At 68.7% G+C, this 19,296-nt stretch carries 12 protein-coding genes and 3 rRNA genes; 2 read left to right on the top strand and 13 right to left on the bottom strand.

The annotated features are described in order from the left end of the window. Nucleotides 1-8 precede the first annotated feature (8 nt). The 7 genes from ACFQQJ_RS07090 to ACFQQJ_RS07060 form a co-directional block, all read right to left on the bottom strand. Nucleotides 9-1,001: an HAD-IIA family hydrolase gene (locus ACFQQJ_RS07090; RefSeq protein WP_377105279.1), complete on the bottom strand. Its 993-nt coding sequence runs from the start codon at nucleotides 999-1,001 to the stop codon at nucleotides 9-11. Then, nucleotides 998-2,470 (bottom strand): hypothetical protein, encoded by a 1,473-nt coding sequence (locus ACFQQJ_RS07085; RefSeq protein ID WP_377105278.1) that lies wholly within the window; start codon nucleotides 2,468-2,470, stop codon nucleotides 998-1,000. The genes ACFQQJ_RS07090 and ACFQQJ_RS07085 overlap by 4 nt, the downstream gene beginning before the upstream one ends. A 98-nt stretch (nucleotides 2,471-2,568) precedes the next feature. Then, nucleotides 2,569-2,685 (bottom strand): 5S ribosomal RNA (gene rrf, locus ACFQQJ_RS07080). 90 nt (nucleotides 2,686-2,775) lie between these two features. Beyond that, nucleotides 2,776-5,883 (bottom strand): 23S ribosomal RNA (locus ACFQQJ_RS07075). A gap of 322 nt (nucleotides 5,884-6,205) precedes the next feature. After that, nucleotides 6,206-7,724 (bottom strand): 16S ribosomal RNA (locus ACFQQJ_RS07070). The 16S, 23S and 5S rRNA genes sit together here, the layout of an rRNA operon. A 507-nt stretch (nucleotides 7,725-8,231) precedes the next feature. Beyond that, on the bottom strand, nucleotides 8,232-9,497 hold the full coding sequence (gene tyrS / locus ACFQQJ_RS07065; RefSeq protein ID WP_377105277.1) for a tyrosine--tRNA ligase: 1,266 nt from the start codon (nucleotides 9,495-9,497) through the stop codon (nucleotides 8,232-8,234). Nucleotides 9,498-9,558: 61 nt separating this feature from the next. After that, nucleotides 9,559-11,037, bottom strand: a complete 1,479-nt coding sequence (locus tag ACFQQJ_RS07060) for an alpha/beta fold hydrolase (RefSeq protein ID WP_377105276.1) — start codon at nucleotides 11,035-11,037, stop codon at nucleotides 9,559-9,561. Nucleotides 11,038-11,200: 163 nt separating this feature from the next. Between ACFQQJ_RS07060 and ACFQQJ_RS07055 the strand changes: the two genes are divergently transcribed. Together ACFQQJ_RS07055 and ACFQQJ_RS07050 are read left to right on the top strand one after the other, a co-directional pair. Next, nucleotides 11,201-12,355, top strand: a complete 1,155-nt coding sequence (locus tag ACFQQJ_RS07055) for a sensor histidine kinase (protein ID WP_377105275.1) — start codon at nucleotides 11,201-11,203, stop codon at nucleotides 12,353-12,355. Next, the gene (locus tag ACFQQJ_RS07050; protein ID WP_377105274.1) at nucleotides 12,352-13,017 is read left to right on the top strand and encodes a response regulator; all 666 of its coding nucleotides are present in this window, start codon (nucleotides 12,352-12,354) and stop codon (nucleotides 13,015-13,017) included. Before ACFQQJ_RS07055 ends, ACFQQJ_RS07050 begins: the two co-directional genes overlap by 4 nt. A 4-nt stretch (nucleotides 13,018-13,021) precedes the next feature. On the opposite strand, the gene argH is transcribed toward ACFQQJ_RS07050, so the two are convergent. From argH to argC, 6 genes are read right to left on the bottom strand one after another with little or no spacing between them, the layout of a single operon-like run. Then, on the bottom strand, nucleotides 13,022-14,416 hold the full coding sequence (argH, locus tag ACFQQJ_RS07045) for an argininosuccinate lyase (protein WP_377105273.1): 1,395 nt from the start codon (nucleotides 14,414-14,416) through the stop codon (nucleotides 13,022-13,024). A 10-nt stretch (nucleotides 14,417-14,426) separates the two neighbouring features. Then, complete coding sequence (locus ACFQQJ_RS07040) at nucleotides 14,427-14,915, bottom strand: arginine repressor (protein WP_377105272.1); 489 nt, start codon at nucleotides 14,913-14,915, stop codon at nucleotides 14,427-14,429. Continuing rightward, nucleotides 14,912-16,138 carry an acetylornithine transaminase gene (locus ACFQQJ_RS07035; RefSeq protein WP_377105271.1) on the bottom strand — a complete coding sequence of 409 codons (1,227 nt, stop codon included), beginning with the start codon at nucleotides 16,136-16,138 and terminating at the stop codon, nucleotides 14,912-14,914. The genes ACFQQJ_RS07040 and ACFQQJ_RS07035 overlap by 4 nt, the downstream gene beginning before the upstream one ends. Next, nucleotides 16,135-17,013: an acetylglutamate kinase gene (argB, locus tag ACFQQJ_RS07030; protein ID WP_377105270.1), complete on the bottom strand. Its 879-nt coding sequence runs from the start codon at nucleotides 17,011-17,013 to the stop codon at nucleotides 16,135-16,137. The genes ACFQQJ_RS07035 and argB overlap by 4 nt, the downstream gene beginning before the upstream one ends. Next, nucleotides 17,010-18,164, bottom strand: coding sequence for a bifunctional glutamate N-acetyltransferase/amino-acid acetyltransferase ArgJ (gene argJ, locus ACFQQJ_RS07025; RefSeq protein WP_377105269.1), 1,155 nt, complete (start codon nucleotides 18,162-18,164; stop codon nucleotides 17,010-17,012). Before argJ ends, argB begins: the two co-directional genes overlap by 4 nt. Before the next feature lie 58 nt (nucleotides 18,165-18,222). Beyond that, nucleotides 18,223-19,254: an N-acetyl-gamma-glutamyl-phosphate reductase gene (gene argC, locus ACFQQJ_RS07020; RefSeq protein ID WP_377105268.1), complete on the bottom strand. Its 1,032-nt coding sequence runs from the start codon at nucleotides 19,252-19,254 to the stop codon at nucleotides 18,223-18,225. Nucleotides 19,255-19,296 lie beyond the last annotated feature (42 nt).

Below are 19,296 nucleotides of genomic sequence, written 5' to 3'. Positions count from 1 at the left end.
CCGGCGGGTCAGCGGACGAGTTCCAGTCCGGCCAGGGCGTCCGTGCAGTCCAGGGCCGGATCGGCCCAGACGAGGCGGGCGATGGCCCAGAGCGCGTCGAACTGGCCCTCGGAGGTGTCGGGCCGGGTGTCGAGCCGGATGGACCCGCCCTCGACCACGGCCACCTGGCCGCGGCAGGTCGCGCGTCCGCCGTCGACGTCCACGGTGCGCGGGGGCTCCAGCAGCGCGCGCACGTCGGCCCCGATGTGGGTGGGGCGCTCGCCCTCCCCGGCTCCCACGAGGTCGGCCTTGCCGTGCGCGCCGGTGAAGACCATCAGGGAGTCGATCCCGGCATTGGCCGCGCCGACGATGTCGGTGTCGAGCCGGTCGCCGACGAACACGGGACGGGAGGCACCGGTGCGGCGCATCGCCTCCTCGAGCATGGGACGGAACGGCTTCCCGAAGATCCGTGGCTGCCCGCCGACCGTGCCGGCGATCACGGCGATCGCCCCGCCGGCGCCGGGCACCAGGCCCCGCTCGGTGGGACGGGAGGCGTCGTTGTTGGTGGCGTACCAGGTGGCCCCGGCCTGGATGGCGAGGGCCGCCTCGTCCAGCCGCGGCCAGGTCATCGCCGGGTCGTAGCCCTGCACGACGGCCACCGGCTCGTCCGACGCCTTCGACACGGGCACGAGGCCCGCCTCGGCGACCAGGTCGGCGAGGCTCTCGCTGCCGTTCACCAGCACCCTCGACCCGGGGGCGAGCTCGCGTGCGATCTGGGCGACCGCCACCTGCGCGCTGGTGAGGACGTTGTGGTCGTCGGCCCGGAAGCCGAGCTCGACGAGGTGGTCGATGACCACCTGGGCGGCACGGGCGGCGTTGTTCGTGACGAACATGACCGTCGTGCCGCGACGCTGGAGCTCCTCCAGCGACTCCGCGGCACCGGCGACGGCCGTCGGCCCGAGGTAGATCACCCCGTCCAGGTCGAAGAACGCGGCGTCGTAGGCGTCGATCAGCGCGGTCATTCCGCGGGCGCCTCGCCGTCCTGCGGCGCGGGCTCGGCATCGGCGGGCTGCTCCGCCTCGCCGGACGCGGGCTCGCCCTCCTCGTCGAACTCGTCCTCGGACTCGTCGAAGTCGATCACGATGCCGCGGATCGCCGCCACGCGGTCGACCGCGTCGGTGGAGCCGTCGACGTCGAGCCGGACGACCGCGTCGAACCACCGCTCGGCCTGCTCGTCGTCGCCCATGCGCTCCAGCAGGTCGGCGTAGGCGTAGCGGAGCCGCGCACGGGCCACCTTGGTGCCACGGGCGCCGATCACCTCGATCTCGTTCCTCAGCAGCCTCAGGGCCTCGGCGGCCTGTCCGGTGTCGGTGCGGACCCCGGCCTCGACGAGCCGAAGCTCGATCTGCTGGGCAGCGTCGGGCTCGGCAGCAAGGCCTTCGCGGACGAGCTTCAGCGCGGCCTGGTACCGGCCGAGGGCCCGCTCGCAGTCGGCCATCGCCGGCAGGTACTCGTTGCCGCCGCTCATCCGGCGCAGGGCGCGGAACTCGGTCAGGGCGGTCGCGAAGTCGCCCGCGGCGTAGGCCGTCTCTGCCGCGGCCTCCCGGGTGATCGGCAACCGTGCGGCCCGGCGGCGTGCGGCCTCGGCGTGGGCGTAGGCGAGCTCGGGATCGGTGTCGATCAGCCGGCCCGCCATGAGCAGGTGGGCGCCGACGATCTCTGCCAGCTCGGCGGTCAGCCCCCGCAGTTCGGCGCGAACGCCGCGCGGCAGCTGCCGCAGGTCGAGCCCCTTCGGGGTCTCCGGCTCGTTGGCCTTCGCGGCCAGCCCCGGACGCGGAGCCTCGCGCACGCGGTCGTCACGACGTCCGCGTCCCGCGTCGGGACCGCCCGGCCGCCGGTCGTCACGACCGTAGCGCGACCCGGCGGCGTCGGGGCGTCCACCGGCCGACCGGGGCCCGCGGGACGGGCCACCGTACGGCTTGTCGCCGCGGGTGTCCTTGTCGTAGGGACGGTCACCACGCGGGCTCTTGCTGTACGGCTTGTCGCCGCGGGAGTCCTTGTCGTAGGGACGGTCACCACGCGGGCTCTTGCTGTACGGCTTGTCGCCGCGGGAGTCCTTGTCGTAGGGACGGTCACCACGCGGGGACTTGCTGTACGGCTTGTCGCCGCGGGAATCCTTGTCGTAGGGACGGTCACCACGCGGGGACTTGCTGTACGGCTTGTCGCCGCGGGAATCCTTGTCGTAGGGACGGTCACCACGCGGGCTCTTGCTGTACGGCTTGTCGCCGCGGGAGTCCTTCGACGGGGGCCTCGTGCCGCGCGTGTCCCTGTTGGACGACGAGCCGCCCTTCGCGGCTCCGGTGGACTTCGGGCCCTGGCCCGTGCGCGCGCGGCTCGTGCCGCCTGCACCCTGCGGCCGGCTGCTGCCCTGGCCGCGGGGTGCGCTCGAGCGACCGGATCCGCCGGCGCGATCTGGGGTGGGTTCGTTCACCGCACCATCCTGCCCTTCCGCGCCACGACGGCGCAAAGCAATGACCTGAAAAAGCACAACACCCCCGTGGGGCCGAAGCTCCACGGGGGTGTTTGTATGTCCGGCGACGTCCTACTCTCCCACAGGTTCCCACCTGCAGTACCATCGGCGCTGAAGGGCTTAGCTTCCGGGTTCGGAATGGAGCCGGGCGTTTCCCCTTCGCCATGATCACCGAAACTCTATGGAGTTGTGACGGGCCTCACCCTTGCGGGGAGGCTCCCGACCGTGACTCGAGAACCGCACAGTGGACGCGTAGCACCTTTGTAGGAAACAAGCCCTCGGCCTATTAGTATCGGTCAGCTCCATGCATTGCTGCACTTCCACATCCGACCTATCAACCCGGTGGTCTTCCGGGGGCCTTACCAGATTAACTCTGTGGGAACCCTCATCTTGAGACGTGCTTCCCGCTTAGATGCTTTCAGCGGTTATCACTTCCAAACGTAGCCAACCAGCCGTGCTCTTGGCAGAACAACTGGCACACCAGAGGTTTGTCCGTCCCGGTCCTCTCGTACTAAGGACAGCCTCTCTCAAGATTCCTACGCGCGCAGCGGATAGGGACCGAACTGTCTCACGACGTTCTAAACCCAGCTCGCGTGCCGCTTTAATGGGCGAACAGCCCAACCCTTGGGACCGACTCCAGCCCCAGGATGCGACGAGCCGACATCGAGGTGCCAAACCATGCCGTCGCTATGGACGCTCGGGCAAGATCAGCCTGTTATCCCCGGGGTACCTTTTATCCGTTGAGTGACGGCGCTTCCACGTGCCACCGTCAGATCACTAGTCCCGACTTTCGTCCCTGCTTGAGGTGTCCCTCTCACAGTCAAGCTCCCTTGTGCACTTACACTCAAAACCTGATTGCCAACCAGGCTGAGGGAACCTTTGGGCGCCTCCGTTACATTTTGGGAGGCGACCGCCCCAGTCAAACTACCCATCAGGCACTGTCCCTGATCCGGATAACGGACCTAGGTTAGATAACCAGAACAGCCAGAGTGGTATTTCAACGTTGACTCCACAAGAACTGGCGTCCCTGCTTCAAAGTCTCCCACCTATCCTACACAAGCTGTACCGATCACCAATACCAAACTATAGTAAAGGTCCCGGGGTCTTTCCGTCCTGCTGCGCGTAACGAGCATCTTTACTCGTAATGCAATTTCGCCGAGTTCGTGGTGGAGACAGCGCCCAAATCGTTACTCCATTCGTGCAGGTCGGAACTTACCCGACAAGGAATTTCGCTACCTTAGGATGGTTATAGTTACCACCGCCGTTTACTGGGGCTTAAGTTCGGTGCTTCGCTTGCGCTGACACTTCCCCTTAACCTTCCAGCACCGGGCAGGAGTCAGTCCGTATACATCGTCTTTCAACTTGGCACGGACCTGTGTTTTTAGTAAACAGTCGCTTGGGCCTGGTCTCTGCGACCCTCACCGCTTCGAGCAGCAAGTGCTCTGACGGATCAGGTCCCCCTTATCCCGAAGTTACGGGGGTATTTTGCCGAGTTCCTTCACCACGATTCTCTCGATCGCCTTGGTATTCTCTACCTATCCACCTGTGTCGGTTTAGGGTACGGGCGGCTAACAACTCGCTCACGAAGATTTTCTAGGCAGCATAGGATCACCCACTTCAGAAGCCAGAGGCTTCCTCGCCATCATGTCTCAGGCACGTGAGGTGCGGATTTGCCTACACCTCGCCCTACGCACTTAGCCCGGGACAACCATCGCCCGGGTTGGGCTACCTTCCTGCGTCCCTCCGCAGCTTGCCTAATACGAGTTTGGGTCACAGACTCAAGACTGCTTGGACCGAAGTCCGCCGCAGTCTCTTGCGTGTTTAGCATTACTCGCCTCGGCAGGGTCGTTGTTTCGCCGGTACGGGAATATCAACCCGTTGTCCATCGACTACGCCTGTCGGCCTCGCCTTAGGTCCCGACTTACCCAGGGCAGATTAGCTTGACCCTGGAACCCTTGGATATTCGGCGGACGGGTTTCTCACCCGTCATTCGCTACTCATGCCTGCATTCTCACTCGTGTGCTCTCCACGGCTGGGTTACCCCGCCGCTTCACCGCGCACACGACGCTCCCCTACCCATCCGCGCACCTGGACCACGAGGGCCTGGTTACAACGCGAATGACACAGCTTCGGCGGATTGCTTGAGCCCCGCTAAATTGTCGGCGCAGAATCACTTGACCAGTGAGCTATTACGCACTCTTTCAAGGGTGGCTGCTTCCAAGCCAACCTCCTGGTTGTCTGTGCAACTCCACATCCTTTTCCACTTAGCAATCTCTTAGGGGCCTTAGCTGGTGTTCTGGGCTGTTTCCCTCTCGACTATGAAGCTTATCCCCCACAGTCTCACTGCCGCGCTCTCACTTACCGGCATTCGGAGTTTGGCTGATTTCGGTAAGCTTGTGGGCCCCCTAGACCATCCAGTGCTCTACCTCCGGTAAGAAACACGCGACGCTGCACCTATATGCATTTCGGGGAGAACCAGCTATCACGTAGTTTGATTGGCCTTTCACCCCTATCCACAGCTCATCCCCTCGGTTTTCAACCCAAGTGGGTTCGGGCCTCCACGACGTCTTACCGTCGCTTCACCCTGGCCATGGATAGATCACTACGCTTCGGGTCTAGAGCACGCGACTATGTCGCCCTATTCGGACTTGCTTTCGCTACGGCTTCCCCACACGGGTTAACCTCGCCACGTACCACTAACTCGCAGGCTCATTCTTCAAAAGGCACGCCGTCACCCTTGCAGGCTCCGACGGATTGTAGGCAATCGGTTTCAGGTACTATTTCACTCCCCTCCCGGGGTACTTTTCACCTTTCCCTCACGGTACTTGTCCGCTATCGGTCATCAAGGAGTATTTAGGCTTAACGGGTGGTCCCGCCAGATTCATGCGGAATTTCAGGGGTTCCGCATTACTTGGGGTGACGCTCGGGAGAGATCAACTTACATCTACAGGGGTGTTACCTTCTTTGCCGGAACTTCCCAGAGTCCTTCGACTTCATTGATCTTTTTTGACTCCCTGACCGGTTAACAGCCCGGTCGGAGCGGCCCCACTACCCCCAGCATGCAACGCCTGTTAGCTATCACACACGCTGGGTTTGGCCTCTTCCGCGTTCGCTCGCCACTACTTACGGAATCACGGTTGTTTTCTTTTCCTGTGGGTACTGAGATGTTTCACTTCCCCACGTTCCCTCCAACTACCCTATGTGTTCAGGTAGAGGTCGCCGGACATTACTCCGGTTTCTTTCGAGGTTTCCCTATTCGGAGATCCCCGGATCGAAGCTCGTTTACCAGCTCCCCGGGGCTTATCGCAGGTTACAACGTCCTTCATCGGCTCTTGATGCCTAGGCATCCACCGATTGCCCTTAGTAGCTTGTTATTTCACTACAAAGATGCTCGCGTCCACTGTGCAGTTCTCAAGTAACGGGCGGGCCCAGGGCCGGCGCCACGAGTGGCTCCGGCAGCTGGTCCGCAGAAGAGGGGTTGCCAGGCAACCGACCCTTCAGGGCCCAACAGCGTGCTTCGGGTATCACTCCTGATCTCGAGGTTCCACTCCGCCGGCGAACCGGAGGTTGTACTGACGAGACAGGTGGCTCAACTTAGTGGTCAATGTTCCACTTCGGTGCCTGCTCCGCCATCGACGTGTGCGATGGAACGGAAGCGCTGGACAGGTTTGATTAGGCCTGCCAATGGCTCCTTAGAAAGGAGGTGATCCAGCCGCACCTTCCGGTACGGCTACCTTGTTACGACTTAGTCCTAATTACCGGTCCCACCTTCGACGGCTCCCTCCACAAGGGTTAGGCCACCGGCTTCGGGTGTTACCGACTTTCATGACTTGACGGGCGGTGTGTACAAGGCCCGGGAACGTATTCACCGCAGCGTTGCTGATCTGCGATTACTAGCGACTCCGACTTCATGGGGTCGAGTTGCAGACCCCAATCCGAACTGAGACTGGCTTTATGGGATTCGCTCCACCTTGCGGTATTGCAGCCCTTTGTACCAGCCATTGTAGCATGCGTGAAGCCCTGGACATAAGGGGCATGATGACTTGACGTCATCCCCACCTTCCTCCGAGTTGACCCCGGCAGTCTTCTATGAGTTCCCGGCCGAACCGCTGGCAACATAGAACGAGGGTTGCGCTCGTTGCGGGACTTAACCCAACATCTCACGACACGAGCTGACGACAGCCATGCACCACCTGTATACCGACCTTGCGGGGCACCTGTCTCCAGATGTTTCCGGTATATGTCAAACCCAGGTAAGGTTCTTCGCGTTGCATCGAATTAATCCGCATGCTCCGCCGCTTGTGCGGGCCCCCGTCAATTCCTTTGAGTTTTAGCCTTGCGGCCGTACTCCCCAGGCGGGGCACTTAATGCGTTAGCTTCGGCACGGAACCCGTGGAATGGGTCCCACACCTAGTGCCCACCGTTTACGGCGTGGACTACCAGGGTATCTAAGCCTGTTTGCTCCCCACGCTTTCGCTTCTCAGCGTCAGGAAATGTCCAGAGAACCGCCTTCGCCACTGGTGTTCCTCCTGATATCTGCGCATTCCACCGCTCCACCAGGAATTCCGTTCTCCCCTACATCCCTCAAGTCTGCCCGTATCGAAAGCAGGCTCAGGGTTAAGCCCTGAGTTTTCACTTCCGACGCAACAGACCGCCTACAAGCTCTTTACGCCCAATAATTCCGGACAACGCTCGCACCCTACGTATCACCGCGGCTGCTGGCACGTAGTTAGCCGGTGCTTCTTCTGCAGGTACCGTCATTTTCACTTCGTCCCTGCTGAAAGCGGTTTACAACCCGAAGGCCGTCATCCCGCACGCGGCGTTGCTGCATCAGGCTTTCGCCCATTGTGCAATATTCCCCACTGCTGCCTCCCGTAGGAGTCTGGGCCGTATCTCAGTCCCAGTGTGGCCGGTCGCCCTCTCAGGCCGGCTACCCGTCGTCGCCTTGGTGAGCCGTTACCTCACCAACAAGCTGATAGGCCGCGAGCCCATCCTTGACCGTCGGAGCTTTCCACCTCTGCAGATGCCTGCGGAGGTCGTATCCGGTATTAGCAGCTGTTTCCAACTGTTATCCCGGAGTCAAGGGTAGGTTGCTCACGTGTTACTCACCCGTTCGCCACTGATCAGAGGAGCAAGCTCCTCGTCACCGTTCGACTTGCATGTGTTAAGCACGCCGCCAGCGTTCGTCCTGAGCCAGGATCAAACTCTCCGTTGAAAATTATCAGCCAGGCCGAAGCCCGTTAGCTGTCAACTTTGGTTTGACACTGACGCAGACCCATTGCTGGATCTGTTCAATAATCAAAGGAATCCGTCCGGATCATGTTCGGCTTGCGCCTCGCACTCCCCGGTACGGGGTTGATTTGGCACTGTTTAAAGTGCCTATTGTGCATTGACTTTTAAAGCACGCTGTTGAGTTCTCAAGTTTCGGGTGCGCTCCTCGCTTTGGCTTTCACCGCTGCTTGGGGCAACTCGTCTTACTTTACTTGGCCTTCCGACCGGTGTCAAACCGGCCTTTCAGCCACCCACCACCCGCGACGAAGTCCGGATCTGGATGGGCTCTGGCATGAGCGCACATCGCATCCGTGCTAGTCAGTGGTGGTTTGGCGCCCCGATCCGGCCGTTCCAGGAGCTTTCCTGTCCCGTCCGCCTCACCGGCAGCGCTCGATGAACATTACGCAGTTCGCCGGGCAGGGTCAAATCGGCCGGACGCCCGGGCGTGTCGTCACCGTTCGACCGCGAGGGCACCCACCGTGCGGCGCCCCCGGCGCACGACGACGAACCGCCCGTGGAGCAGGTCTTCGGCCACCAGCCGGGCGTCCGCGTCGGTCACCTTGCGGTTGTTCAGGTAGGCGCCACCCTCGTCGATGGCCCGCCGTGCGGCCGACCGTGACGCCACCACGCCGGCGGCAACCAGGACCTCGACGACCGTCGGGAGCTCCTCCCCCACGCGCAGGGGCGGGCTGCCGAGCTCTGCGACCACGGCGCGCAGCGTCGGCTCCGGGAGCCCGGCGAGCTCCTCCCTGCCGAAGATCGCCGCGGCCGCGGCCGCGGCCGCGCGCCGCTCGGCCGGCGAGTGCACCAGGTCGGTGATGTCGTCGGCGAGCGCACGCTGGGCGGCCCGCAGGTGCGGTGCCTCCGCGGTCTGCCGGGCAAGGTCCTCGATCTCCTCCGCGCTGCGGCGGGTGAAGATCTTCAGGTACTGCACCACCATCGCGTCCTCTGCGTTCAGGAAGAACTGGTGGAACGCATAGGGACTCGTCATCGCGGGATCGAGCCAGATGGTCCCCGACTCGGTCTTGCCGAACTTCGTCCCGTCGGCCTTCGTGAGCAGCGGCGTGGCGAGGGCGTGCACCTTCGCGCCCTCCGCCCGGCGGATCAGGTCCACCCCAGCGGTCAGGTTGCCCCACTGGTCGGAGCCCCCTGTCTGGAGGATCACGCCGTGGCGCCGGTAGAGCTCGAGGAAGTCCAGCGACTGGAGCAGCACGTAGGAGAACTCCGTGTACGAGATCCCCGACTCCAGGCGCGCCTTCACCACCTCGCGGTCGAGCATCCGGTTCACGCTGAAGTGCTTGCCGATGTTCCGCAGGAAGTCGAGGGTCGACAACTCACTGGTCCAGTCGTAGTTGTTGACCACGACCGCCCCGTCGGGCCCGTCGAAGTCGACGAACCGGCTCACCTGGGCCCGGATCTTCTCCACCCATTCGTGGACGAGCTCCCTGGGGTTCAGGTTGCGCTCCGAGCTCTGCTTGGGGTCACCGATCAGGCCGGTCGAGCCACCCACCAGCAGGAACGGGCGGTGGCCCCCCGATTGGAGGATCCGCGACAGCATCAGCTGGACCAGGTTGCCCATGTGGATGCTGGGCGCCGTGGGGTCGAAGCCGACATAGGAACTCACCCGTCCGGCGTCGAAGGCGGACGACAGCGCGTCCGGGTCGGTGGAGTGGGCGATGAAGCCCCGCCAGGTCAGTTCGTCGAGTACGGCATTCACGCTGCGTAAGCCTAGATCAGAGCGGGCCCGGACTCCGGACGGGACCGGGGACGGCGCGCGCCTAGCGGGTCGCGGCGCCCGGGACGTCCTCGCGCAGGATGCGGCGCAGCTCGCCGGCCTGCTCGAAGGCCACCGAGTGGCCCGCGTCCGGCAGCTGGTACCAGCGCTTGGCCGGCGCCTCGAGCCGGTCGAACCAGGCCCGGGCGGGGTCGGTCCGTGCGGCGAGCTCGTGGTCACCGCACAGGATGAAGACCGGCACCTCGAGCCGCGGCGCCTCCCGGCGGAGGTCGACCCCTTGGAGCTGCGGGTACATCACCGAGAACATGTCCAGCAGGCCGCGCACGACGTTCAGCTTCTCGATCGGGCCGTACTCCTGGCCGAGCACCCCGAGCGGGCCGACGCCGCCGGCGGCCGCGCGCTCCCGGTACTCGCGCGGCGGGGTGTACGTGCCCTCGAGCACCGGGTAGAGCGTCATGATCCGCCCGTAGTCGAACACGCTCGGGTACGGCGGCGGGGAGAGCTGTGCGAGCTCCGCCACGAGCGCGCCGTCCCCGGCCGTCCCGGCCGCGGCGACCAGGTCGGCGTAGATCCGGCGGTCGGTCTCCAGAACGTCCACCATCTGCCCGCTGCCGATGTAGGACGCGAAGAGCTCAGGAGCCCGCTGGACGGCGAGCACCCCGAGCAGGCTCCCCCACGACTCGCCCAGCAGATGGATGGGTCGCCCGTCGAAGCGGTCACGCAGGTGCCGGGCGAGCTCGACGACGTCGTCGACCGCCCGGTCGAGGCTGAGCCCCGCGGCGTCGAGCGACGGGTACGACTTGCCCGTGCCGCGCTGGTCCCAGCCGACGATCGTGACGTCGGCCAGGAGCGGCTCGAGCAGGACGCGGGAGAACGCGAGGTCGCTCTGGCCCGGCCCGCCGCTGAGGTAGAGCAGCACCGGGTTGCCCGGGTCGGTCCCCCGGACCTGGATCCACTGGGAGTGGCCGCCGAGGGTCACCTCCTCGAGTTCGGCGAACCCGCCCCCTGGGGCGACGTCCCGCCCGACGGGGGCCGCGGTCGGTGGCAGCAGCAGCCAGCCGGCCAGCAACGCGGTGGCCGTCGTCGCCGCGGCCAGGGCCCACGGGGCCCGCCCCGGCATCCGCCGCCGGCCCCAGGCGGCGCCGAGGGCCATCGGCACCCCGGCGAGCGCCCACGGCACGACGCGGCCGAGCAGGAACGCGACGACGCCGAAGGCGGAGTCGAGCACCACCGGACCGGCGCTGGGCAGGCCGGTGCCCTGGCGTGCCACCTCGAAGGCGAGGATGTGGGCCGCCGGCATCGCCAGGGCCGCCCACCGCGAGCGGGTGAGCCGGCCGCCCAGCATCCCGACGGCCAGGCCGCTGGTCATCAGCGCAACGGCCTGGACGGCCGTGACCGGGCCGCGCGGTTCGTACCAGGCCCAGGCGAGGCCGGACGCGGCGCCGGCGAGGACGGCGAGCCCGGCGCGCAGCGGGCGCGGCAGGCCGAGGGAGTCGTGCGGGGAGGAGCTGTCCGAGGTCATGGGCCCATCCTCGCCAGCGCCGGCGGGCGCCGCGTCCGGCCAGGGCGTGGTCTTCGCCGTGCATCCCGGGGTGGACCGCGGCGCGGCATCCGTCCCGGGATGGACGCCGGCCTCCGTCCCGGGACCGTTGTCCGGCCTCGGCGGGGCACGGGATGCTTGGCGGGTGAGCATCTGGCGTGCCCTCCAGCGAATCGATGCCGCGAGGCCCTGGGTCCTCGACGGCGCGCTCGCGCTCGCCCTGCTGGGGGCATCGCTCGCGACGATGGCCGCCGCCGGCTCGCTGACCGCCGACCCGGTGCACCTGGGCCTTGTGCTGCTCGCCTCCCTCCCCTACGCCCTGCGGCGGCGGGCACCGCTGCCGGTGCTGCTCGTCGCCGGAGCGGCGGTGTTCAGCCTGCTGCTGCTCGGCCACGGCACGGCCGTCATCGGGACCGGCCTGTTCCTCGGCGCCTACACCGTCGCGGCACGCACCGGCCGGGGGGCGACAGCGGTCGCGGCAGCGTTCTGCGGCGTCCTGCTGGTCGCGGTCGCCGCGCTGCCGGGACGGATGGGGTGGCCGGAGTTCGCGACGAACCTCGCCCTGTTCATCGGAGCCTTCGCCCTGGGCTGGGGCGCGCGGGCCCACGCCGAGTCCACGCGCCTGCTCGCCGAGCGCGCGGAGCTGGCCGAGCGCGCACAGGAGGAGGCCAGCCGGATGGCGGTCAGCGAGGAGCGGCTGCGCATCGCGCGAGACCTGCACGACGTCGTCGGCCACTCACTGGGTGTGATCGCGCTCCAGGCCGGCGTCGGTGCGCGGGTGGCGCTGTCCGACCCGGAGGAGGCCCGCTCGTCGCTGCTGGCGATCGCGGAGCGCAGCCGGGCGTCGCTGCAGGAGGTGCGCCAGATCCTCGGCGCCCTGCGCAACCCCGAGGACGACGCCGCGCCCTCGCCCGGCCTGGACGACCTGGACGACCTCGTGGGGCGCTCGGCGGACGCGGGCGTGCGGGTGTCCGTGACCCGGACCGGCGAACCGTGGCCGCTCACCGAGTCCCTCGGCCTGACCGCGTACCGGGTGCTCCAGGAGTCGCTCACCAACGTCGTCAAGCACTCCGGGGCCGACCGGGCGGAGGTGGAGGTGCGCTACGAGCCCGACCGGCTCGTGCTCTCGGTCGCCGACCACGGGCGCGGCGCCCCCGCCCACGCCCGCGAGGGCACCGGCCAGGTCGGGATGCGGGAGCGGGTCGCCGTCTGGGGCGGCCGGTTCCGCGCCGGCAACCGTGCGGGCGGCGGGTACGAGGTGGCCGCGGAGCTCCCGCGGCCGGAGGAGGCTGGACGATGATCACGGTCGGGATCGCCGACGACGAGGCGCTGGTGCGCAGCGGGCTCGCGGTGCTGCTGAGGCACGAGCCCGGGTTCGAGGTGGTCGGCGAGGCAGCGGACGGGCTGGCCGCTCTCGCGCTCGTCCGCGAACGCCACCCCGACGTGCTGCTGATGGACATCCGCATGCCGGGCATCGACGGGCTCGAGGCGACCCGCCGCCTGGTCGGCGACCCCGCGGCGGCCGGGACCCGCATCCTGGTGCTGACGACGTTCGACCACGACGAGAACGTGTTCGCGGCGCTGCGGGCCGGAGCGAGCGGTTTCCTGCCCAAGGACACCGAGCCGCAGCGCCTGCTGGACGCCCTGAGGACGGTGGCCGACGGCGAGGCGCTGCTGGCGCCGAGGGCCACGCGGCGCCTCATCGAGGAGTTCCGGCGAACCGCCCCGGTCGCGCCGCCGTCCCGCCGGCTCGAGGGCCTGACCGACCGGGAACTCGACGTGCTGCGCGCGGTGGCCGCGGGACTCAGCAACGCCGAGATCTCCGAGCGGCTGGTGATCAGCTACGCCACGACCAAGACCCACGTCAGCCGGCTGCTGTCCAAGCTCGGCGCGCGCGACCGCGCTCAACTGGTCGTGATCGCCTTCGAGCACGGTGTCGCCAGGCCGTCCGCGGCCGACTGAGCTCTCAGCCCAGCGCGGCCCGGAGCTCGGCGAGCTGGGCCCGCACGGCCTGGGGCGCGGTGCCGCCGCGTCCGTTCCGGGACGACACCGAGCCTTCGGCGGTGAGCACGGCGAGCACGTCCACGTCCAGCTCCGGCGAGATGGCGGCGAGCTGCTCCGCTGTGAGGTCGGAGAGCTCCTGGCCGGCCGCCTCGCAGGCGCGGACGCACGCCCCCGCGATCTCGTGGGCCCGGGCGAACGGCACCCGACGGCGCACGAGCCAGTCGGCGACATCGGTCGCCAGCGAGAACCCGCGCGGCGCGAGGTCGGCCATCCGTGCGGTGTGGAAGCGCAGCGTCGCAACCATTCCCGTCATCGCCGGCAGCAGGACGCGGAGCTGGTCGAGGCTGTCGAACACCGGCTCCTTGTCCTCCTGGAGGTCGCGGTTGTACGCCAGCGGCAGGCCCTTGCAGGTGGCCAGCAGGCCGGCGAGGTTCCCGATCAGGCGCCCGGCCTTGCCGCGGGCGAGCTCGGCGACGTCCGGGTTCTTCTTCTGCGGCATGATGCTCGAACCCGTCGACCACGCGTCGTCCAGGGTGGCGAAGCCGAACTCGTGGGTGCACCACAGGATCACGTCCTCACTGAGGCGCGACAGGTCGACGCCGATCTGGGCGAGCACGTAGGCCTCCTCCGCCACGAGGTCCCGGGACGCGGTGCCGTCGATGCTGTTCGGCACCGAGGAGGAGAAGCCGAGCGCGCGCGCCACCAGTTCGGGGTCGAGACCGAGGGAGGTGCCGGCGAGCGCCCCCGAGCCGTACGGGCTCACGGAGAGCCGGGCGTCGAGGTCCCGCAGGCGCTGGAGGTCGCGCACCAGCGGCCACGCGTGCGCGAGCAGGTGGTGGCTGAGCAGCACCGGCTGCGCGGACTGGAGGTGCGTGCGCCCCGGCATGATCGCGCCGAGGTGGGCCTCCGCCTGGGTGGCCAGCGCGCCGGCGAGCGCCTTCAGGTCGTCGGCAAGGGCGGTGTTCGCGTCCCTCAGGTACGCGCGGATCAGGGTGGCGATCTGGTCGTTGCGGGAGCGCCCGGCGCGCAGCCGCCCGCCGAGGTCGGCGCCGACCCGCTCGATCAGGCCGCGCTCCAGGGCACCGTGGACGTCCTCGTCGGTGGCCGCGGCCACGAAGGCGCCGGAGGCGACGTCCGCGTCCAGCGCGTCGAGGCCGGCGACCATGGCCGCGAACTCCTCGTCGGTGAGCAGGCCCGCTGCGTGCAGCGCGAGGGCGTGCGCCTTCGAGCCGGCGAGGTCGTGGCGGGCGAGCCTCCAGTCGAACTGGGTCGACCTGCTGAGCGCGAACATCGCCTCGGCGGGTCCGCCGGCGAACCGGCCGCCCCAGAGTCGCCCGGAGTCGGTGGGGTCTGTCATCTGGCGCCTTTCAGCTGGTGTGCAGTCCGAGGAAGGCCTCGGCCATCGCCGCCCCGCCGTCCGCGGCACGGGTGACGATGACCACGGTGTCGTCGCCCGCGATGGTACCGAGGACGGAGTCCCAGCCGACCTTGTCGATCGCCGAGGCGAAGAACTGTGCCGCGCCGGGGGGTGTCCGCAGGACGGTGAGGTTGGCCGACCCCTCCGCCGACAGCAGCAGCTCTCCGGCGAGGCGGTTGAGGCGGGCGAGCGCGGCCGGGGTGCCGGGAGCGTGTTCCCCGGCCAGCAGGGCGTAGGCGAACTCGCCCGCAGGGGTGCGGACGCGGACGGCGCCGAGCTCGAGGAGATCCTTGCTGAGGGTGCCCTGCGACACCGCGATCCCGTCCGCGGCGAGCCGGGCGGCCAGCTCTGTCTGGCTGCGGACGACCTCGCGCTCGATCAGCTCGACGATCCGGGACTGGCGCGCCGACTTCGTCAGCGGCGTACGGGACTCGGTCATGGCCGTCCCCCGGCCGTACCCACCGCGTCGAGGAGCCCGGGCAGGGCCGCGACGAAGGAGTCGAGGTCGGTGTCGGAGATGACCAGCGGCGGGGCGAGGCGCAGCACGTGCGGGCGGGGCGCGTTGATCACGAACCCCGCCTCCAGCGCCGCCTCCGCGACGGCGGGCGCGACGGGGTCTGCCAGCAGCACGCCGCGCAGCAGCCCGCGGCCACGCACGCCGACGACCTGCGGGTGCCCCAGCGCGAGGATCCCTGCGGCCAGGCGGTCGCCGGCCTCGACGGCCCGCGCCAGCAGCCCGTCCCGCTCGATGATGCCGAGCACGGCCAGGCCGGCGGCGGCCGCCACCGGGTTGCCGCCGAACGTGGTGCCGTGGGAACCGGGGCCCAACAGGGACGCGGCCGCGCCCGTGGCGACGCAGGCACCGACGGGGAAGCCGTTGCCCAGGCCCTTGGCGAAGGTGACGATGTCCGCCGTGACGCCGGAGGCCGTGCTGGCCAGCCAGTCACCGCACCGCCCGATCCCGGTCTGCACCTCGTCCAGCCAGAGCAGCGCTCCGGAGGCTGAACAGATCGCGCGCGCACGCGCGAGGAAGTCCGACGGGGGCTCGACGACGCCGTTCTCGCCCTGGATCGGCTCGATGACCACGGCAGCCACGGTCTCGTCGACCACGGCCGCCAGCGCGTCCGCGTCGCCGTAGGGCACGAACACGACCTCCCCGGGCAGCGGCTCGAAGGGCTCCCGGTAGGCGGGGTTCGCGGTGAGCGCGAGGGCGCCGAGGCTGCGTCCGTGGAACGCGCCCTCCATGGCCACCAGCCGGGTGCGTCCGGTGCGCCGGGAGATCTTGAAGCCGGCCTCGTTCGCCTCCGTGCCGGAGTTGGTGAAGAACACCCGGGCCTCCAGGCCGGGCGCGTTGGCCGTCACGAACCCGGCGAGCCGCTCGGCCAGCGCGATCTGCGTGGGGGTGGCGAAGAAGTTCGACACGTGCCCGAGCGTCGACAGCTGGGCGGAGATGGCTCCGAGCACCTGCGGGTGCGCGTGGCCGAGCGCGTTCACCGCGAGTCCGGCCAGCAGGTCGAGGTAGCGGGCGCCGTCCGCGTCCCACAGGTGCACACCCTCGCCCCGGACGAACACCCGCTTCGGCGGCCCGAAGGTGTTCATCAGGGCGTGGGCGTAGCGGGCGGTCAGGTCGGCCTGGCTGCCGGTCGCCGTCGCGACGCTCATGCCCGGGCCCCCGGAGTGACCATCGTGCCGATGCCCTCGTCGGTGAAGATCTCGAGCAGCAGCGAGTGCGGCACCCGGCCGTCGATGACGGTGGCCCGGGTGACCCCGGCCCGGACGGCGCCCAGGCAGGCCTCCATCTTCGGGATCATCCCGGACGCCAGGCTGGGCAGCAGCGAGGCGAGGGCGTCCGCGTCGATCTCCCGGATCACCTCGGTCGAGGCGGGCCAGTCCGCGTACAGGCCGGCCACGTCGGTGAGCACGACGAGGCGCTCGGCGCCGAGGGCCGCGGCCAGGGCACCGGCCGCGGTGTCGGCGTTCACGTTGTGCACCTGGCCCTCCTCGTCGGGGGCCACGGTCGCCACCACCGGGATGCGGCCGGCGTTGATCAGGTCGAGGACGGCGCCGGGCTTCACCTCTGCGACCTCGCCCACCAGGCCGAGGTCGATCTGCTCCCCGTCGAGCTCGATCCCCTTGCGCTCGGCGATCAGCAGGCCGGCGTCCTCCCCGGAGAGCCCGACCGCGAGCGGGCCGTGGGCGTTGAGCAGACCGACGAGTTCGCGGTTCACCTGGCCCATCAGCACCATCCGGACGACATCCATGGCCTCGGGCGTGGTCACCCGGAGGCCGCCGCGGAACTCGCTGGCGATGCCCAGCCGGGCCAGCATCGAGGAGATCTGCGGCCCGCCGCCGTGCACGACGACCGGCTTCACGCCCACCATCCGCAGGAACACGATGTCCTGGGCGAACGCGCGCTTGAGGTCGTCGTCGACCATCGCGTTGCCGCCGTACTTCACCACGACGGTCTTGCCGACGTAGTCCTCCAGCCAGGGCAGGGCCTCGATCAGGATGGCCGCCTTGTCCCCCGCATCGATCATGTCGAGTACTCCGCGTTCTCTTTGACGTAGTCGTAGGTCAGGTCGTTGGTCCAGATCGCCGCGGACGCGTCACCGGCGTGCAGGTGCACCTCCACGAGCACCTCCCGCGCGGTGAGGTCTACCTCGGAGCGGTCGGCACCGAGCTGGCCGTCGACGAACACCCGGACGCCGTTGAAGGCGACGTCCACGTGCTCGGGGTCGTACTCGGCGGGGACGGTGCCGGCAGAGGCGAGCACGCGCCCCCAGTTCGGGTCGTTGCCGAAGATCGCGCACTTGAACAGGTTGCTGCGGGCGATCGCCCGGGCGACCGCAAGGGCGTCCGCCTCGCTGGCCGCACCCTCCACGCGCACCTCGATGTCGTGCGCGGAGCCCTCGGCATCGGCCAGGAGCTGCCGGGCGAGGTCCGCGCAGACGCCGGTGAGCGCCTCGGAGAACTCCGCGGCGTCGGGCGTGACCCCGGAGGCGCCGGAGGACATCAGGATCACGGTGTCGTTGGTGGACATGCAGCCGTCGGAGTCGGTGCGGTCGAAGGTGAACCCGGTGGCGGTGCGCAGGGCCTCGTCGAGCCCGGAGGCGGGGACGACCGCGTCGGTGGTGATCACCACGAGCATCGTGGCGAGCGCCGGGGCGAGCATGCCGGCCCCCTTGGCCATGCCACCGATCGTCCAGCCGTCCGGGGAGGTGTGGATGGACTCCTTCGAGACGGTGTCGGTGGTGCGGATCGCCTCCGCGGCCGAGGGGCCGCCGGTGTGGGCGAGGTCCTGGGACGCCAGCTCGATGCCGGTGAGCACCGCGTCCATCGGCAGCCGGACGCCGATCAGGCCGGTCGAGCAGACGGCCACGTCCGCTGCGGCGCACCCGACCTCGGCCGCCGTCCACTCGGCCATCTGGCGGGCGTCGGCCAGGCCGGCCGAGCCGGTGCAGGCGTTCGCCCCGCCGGAGTTCAGCACCACGGCGGCCAGGCGGCCGTCGGCGACCGCCTGCCTGCTCCACACCACGGGTGCCGCGGTGAACCGGTTGGAGGTGAAGACCGCGGCGGCGTGCGCGTCCGGGCCCTCGTTCACCACGAGGGCGAGGTCGGGACGGCCGGACGCCTTGATGCCCGCGGTGACGCCGGCGGCGAGGAAGCCCTTGGCTGCGGTGACGCTCATGCGGGGTCCCCAGGGAGCTGGCCGAAGGAGCGCAGTGGAGAGGAAGCCCGGGGAGTGTTCACGGTGCGACTCCGATCGTGGTCAGGCCCTGGGCCTCGGGCAGGCCGAGGGCGATGTTCATCGACTGGACGGCACCGCCGGCGGTGCCCTTGGTGAGGTTGTCGAGCGCGGCGACGGCGACCAGTCGCCCGACCGCGGCGTCGACGGTCACCTGCACGTGCACGGCGTTGGAGCCGACGATCGACTGCGTCTGCGGCCACATGCCCTCGGGCAGCAGCGTGACGAAGGGCTCGTCGTCGTACGCGGCGGCGTAGGTGGCGCGCACCACGTCGGCGGGCACCTCCGCGGCCAGCGGCGCGGTGACCGTGGCCAGGATCCCGCGGGGCATCGGCGCGAGCAGCGGGGTGAACGACAGCGACGGCTCACGTGCCCCGAGCAGGCCGAAGTTCTGGAGCATCTCCGGCACGTGGCGGTGGACGCCACCGACGCCGTAGGCGCTCACCGAGCCCATCACCTCCGCACCGAGCAGGTTCGGCTTCAGCGACTTCCCCGCCCCGGACGTGCCGCTGGCCGCGACGGCGACCACGTCACGTCCGGTGACCAGTCCGCCGGTGAGCGCGGGCAGCAGCGCCAGGGTCACCGAGGTCGGGTAGCAGCCGGGGACGGCGATCCGGCGCGTGGCCGAGAGCACCGCGCGCTGGCCGGGCAGTTCCGGCAGCCCATAGGGCCAGGTGCCGGCGTGCTCCGTGCCGTAGAACTGCCGCCACTGCGCGGCGTCGGTGAGCCGGTGGTCGGCGCCCGCGTCCACCACGAGGACGTCGGGACCGAGCTGGGCGGCGACAGCGGCGGAGTGGCCGTGCGGGAGCGCAAGGAAGACCACGTCGTGGCCGGAGAGGATGTCCGCCGACGTTTCCGCCACCACGCGGTCGGCCAGCGGCGTGAGGTGTGGGTGGTGGGCGAGCAGCCGCGTCCCGGCGTTCGAGCCGGCCGTCAGCGCACCGATCTCCACCTCCGGGTGGCCCAGCAGGAGCCGCAGGAGCTCACCGCCCGCATAGCCGGTGGCTCCCGCCACCGCAACCGTGATCGTCATGCCAATGACTATGCCGCATCTCGAATGAATATTCCACCTGAG

It is taken from the genome of Propionicimonas sp. T2.31MG-18 (genome assembly GCF_964266745.1).
Classification (GTDB): domain Bacteria; phylum Actinomycetota; class Actinomycetes; order Propionibacteriales; family Propionibacteriaceae; genus Propionicimonas.
The sequence above is the reverse complement of the archived record's forward strand: the minus strand, read 5'-3'. Positions and strand labels throughout refer to the sequence as shown.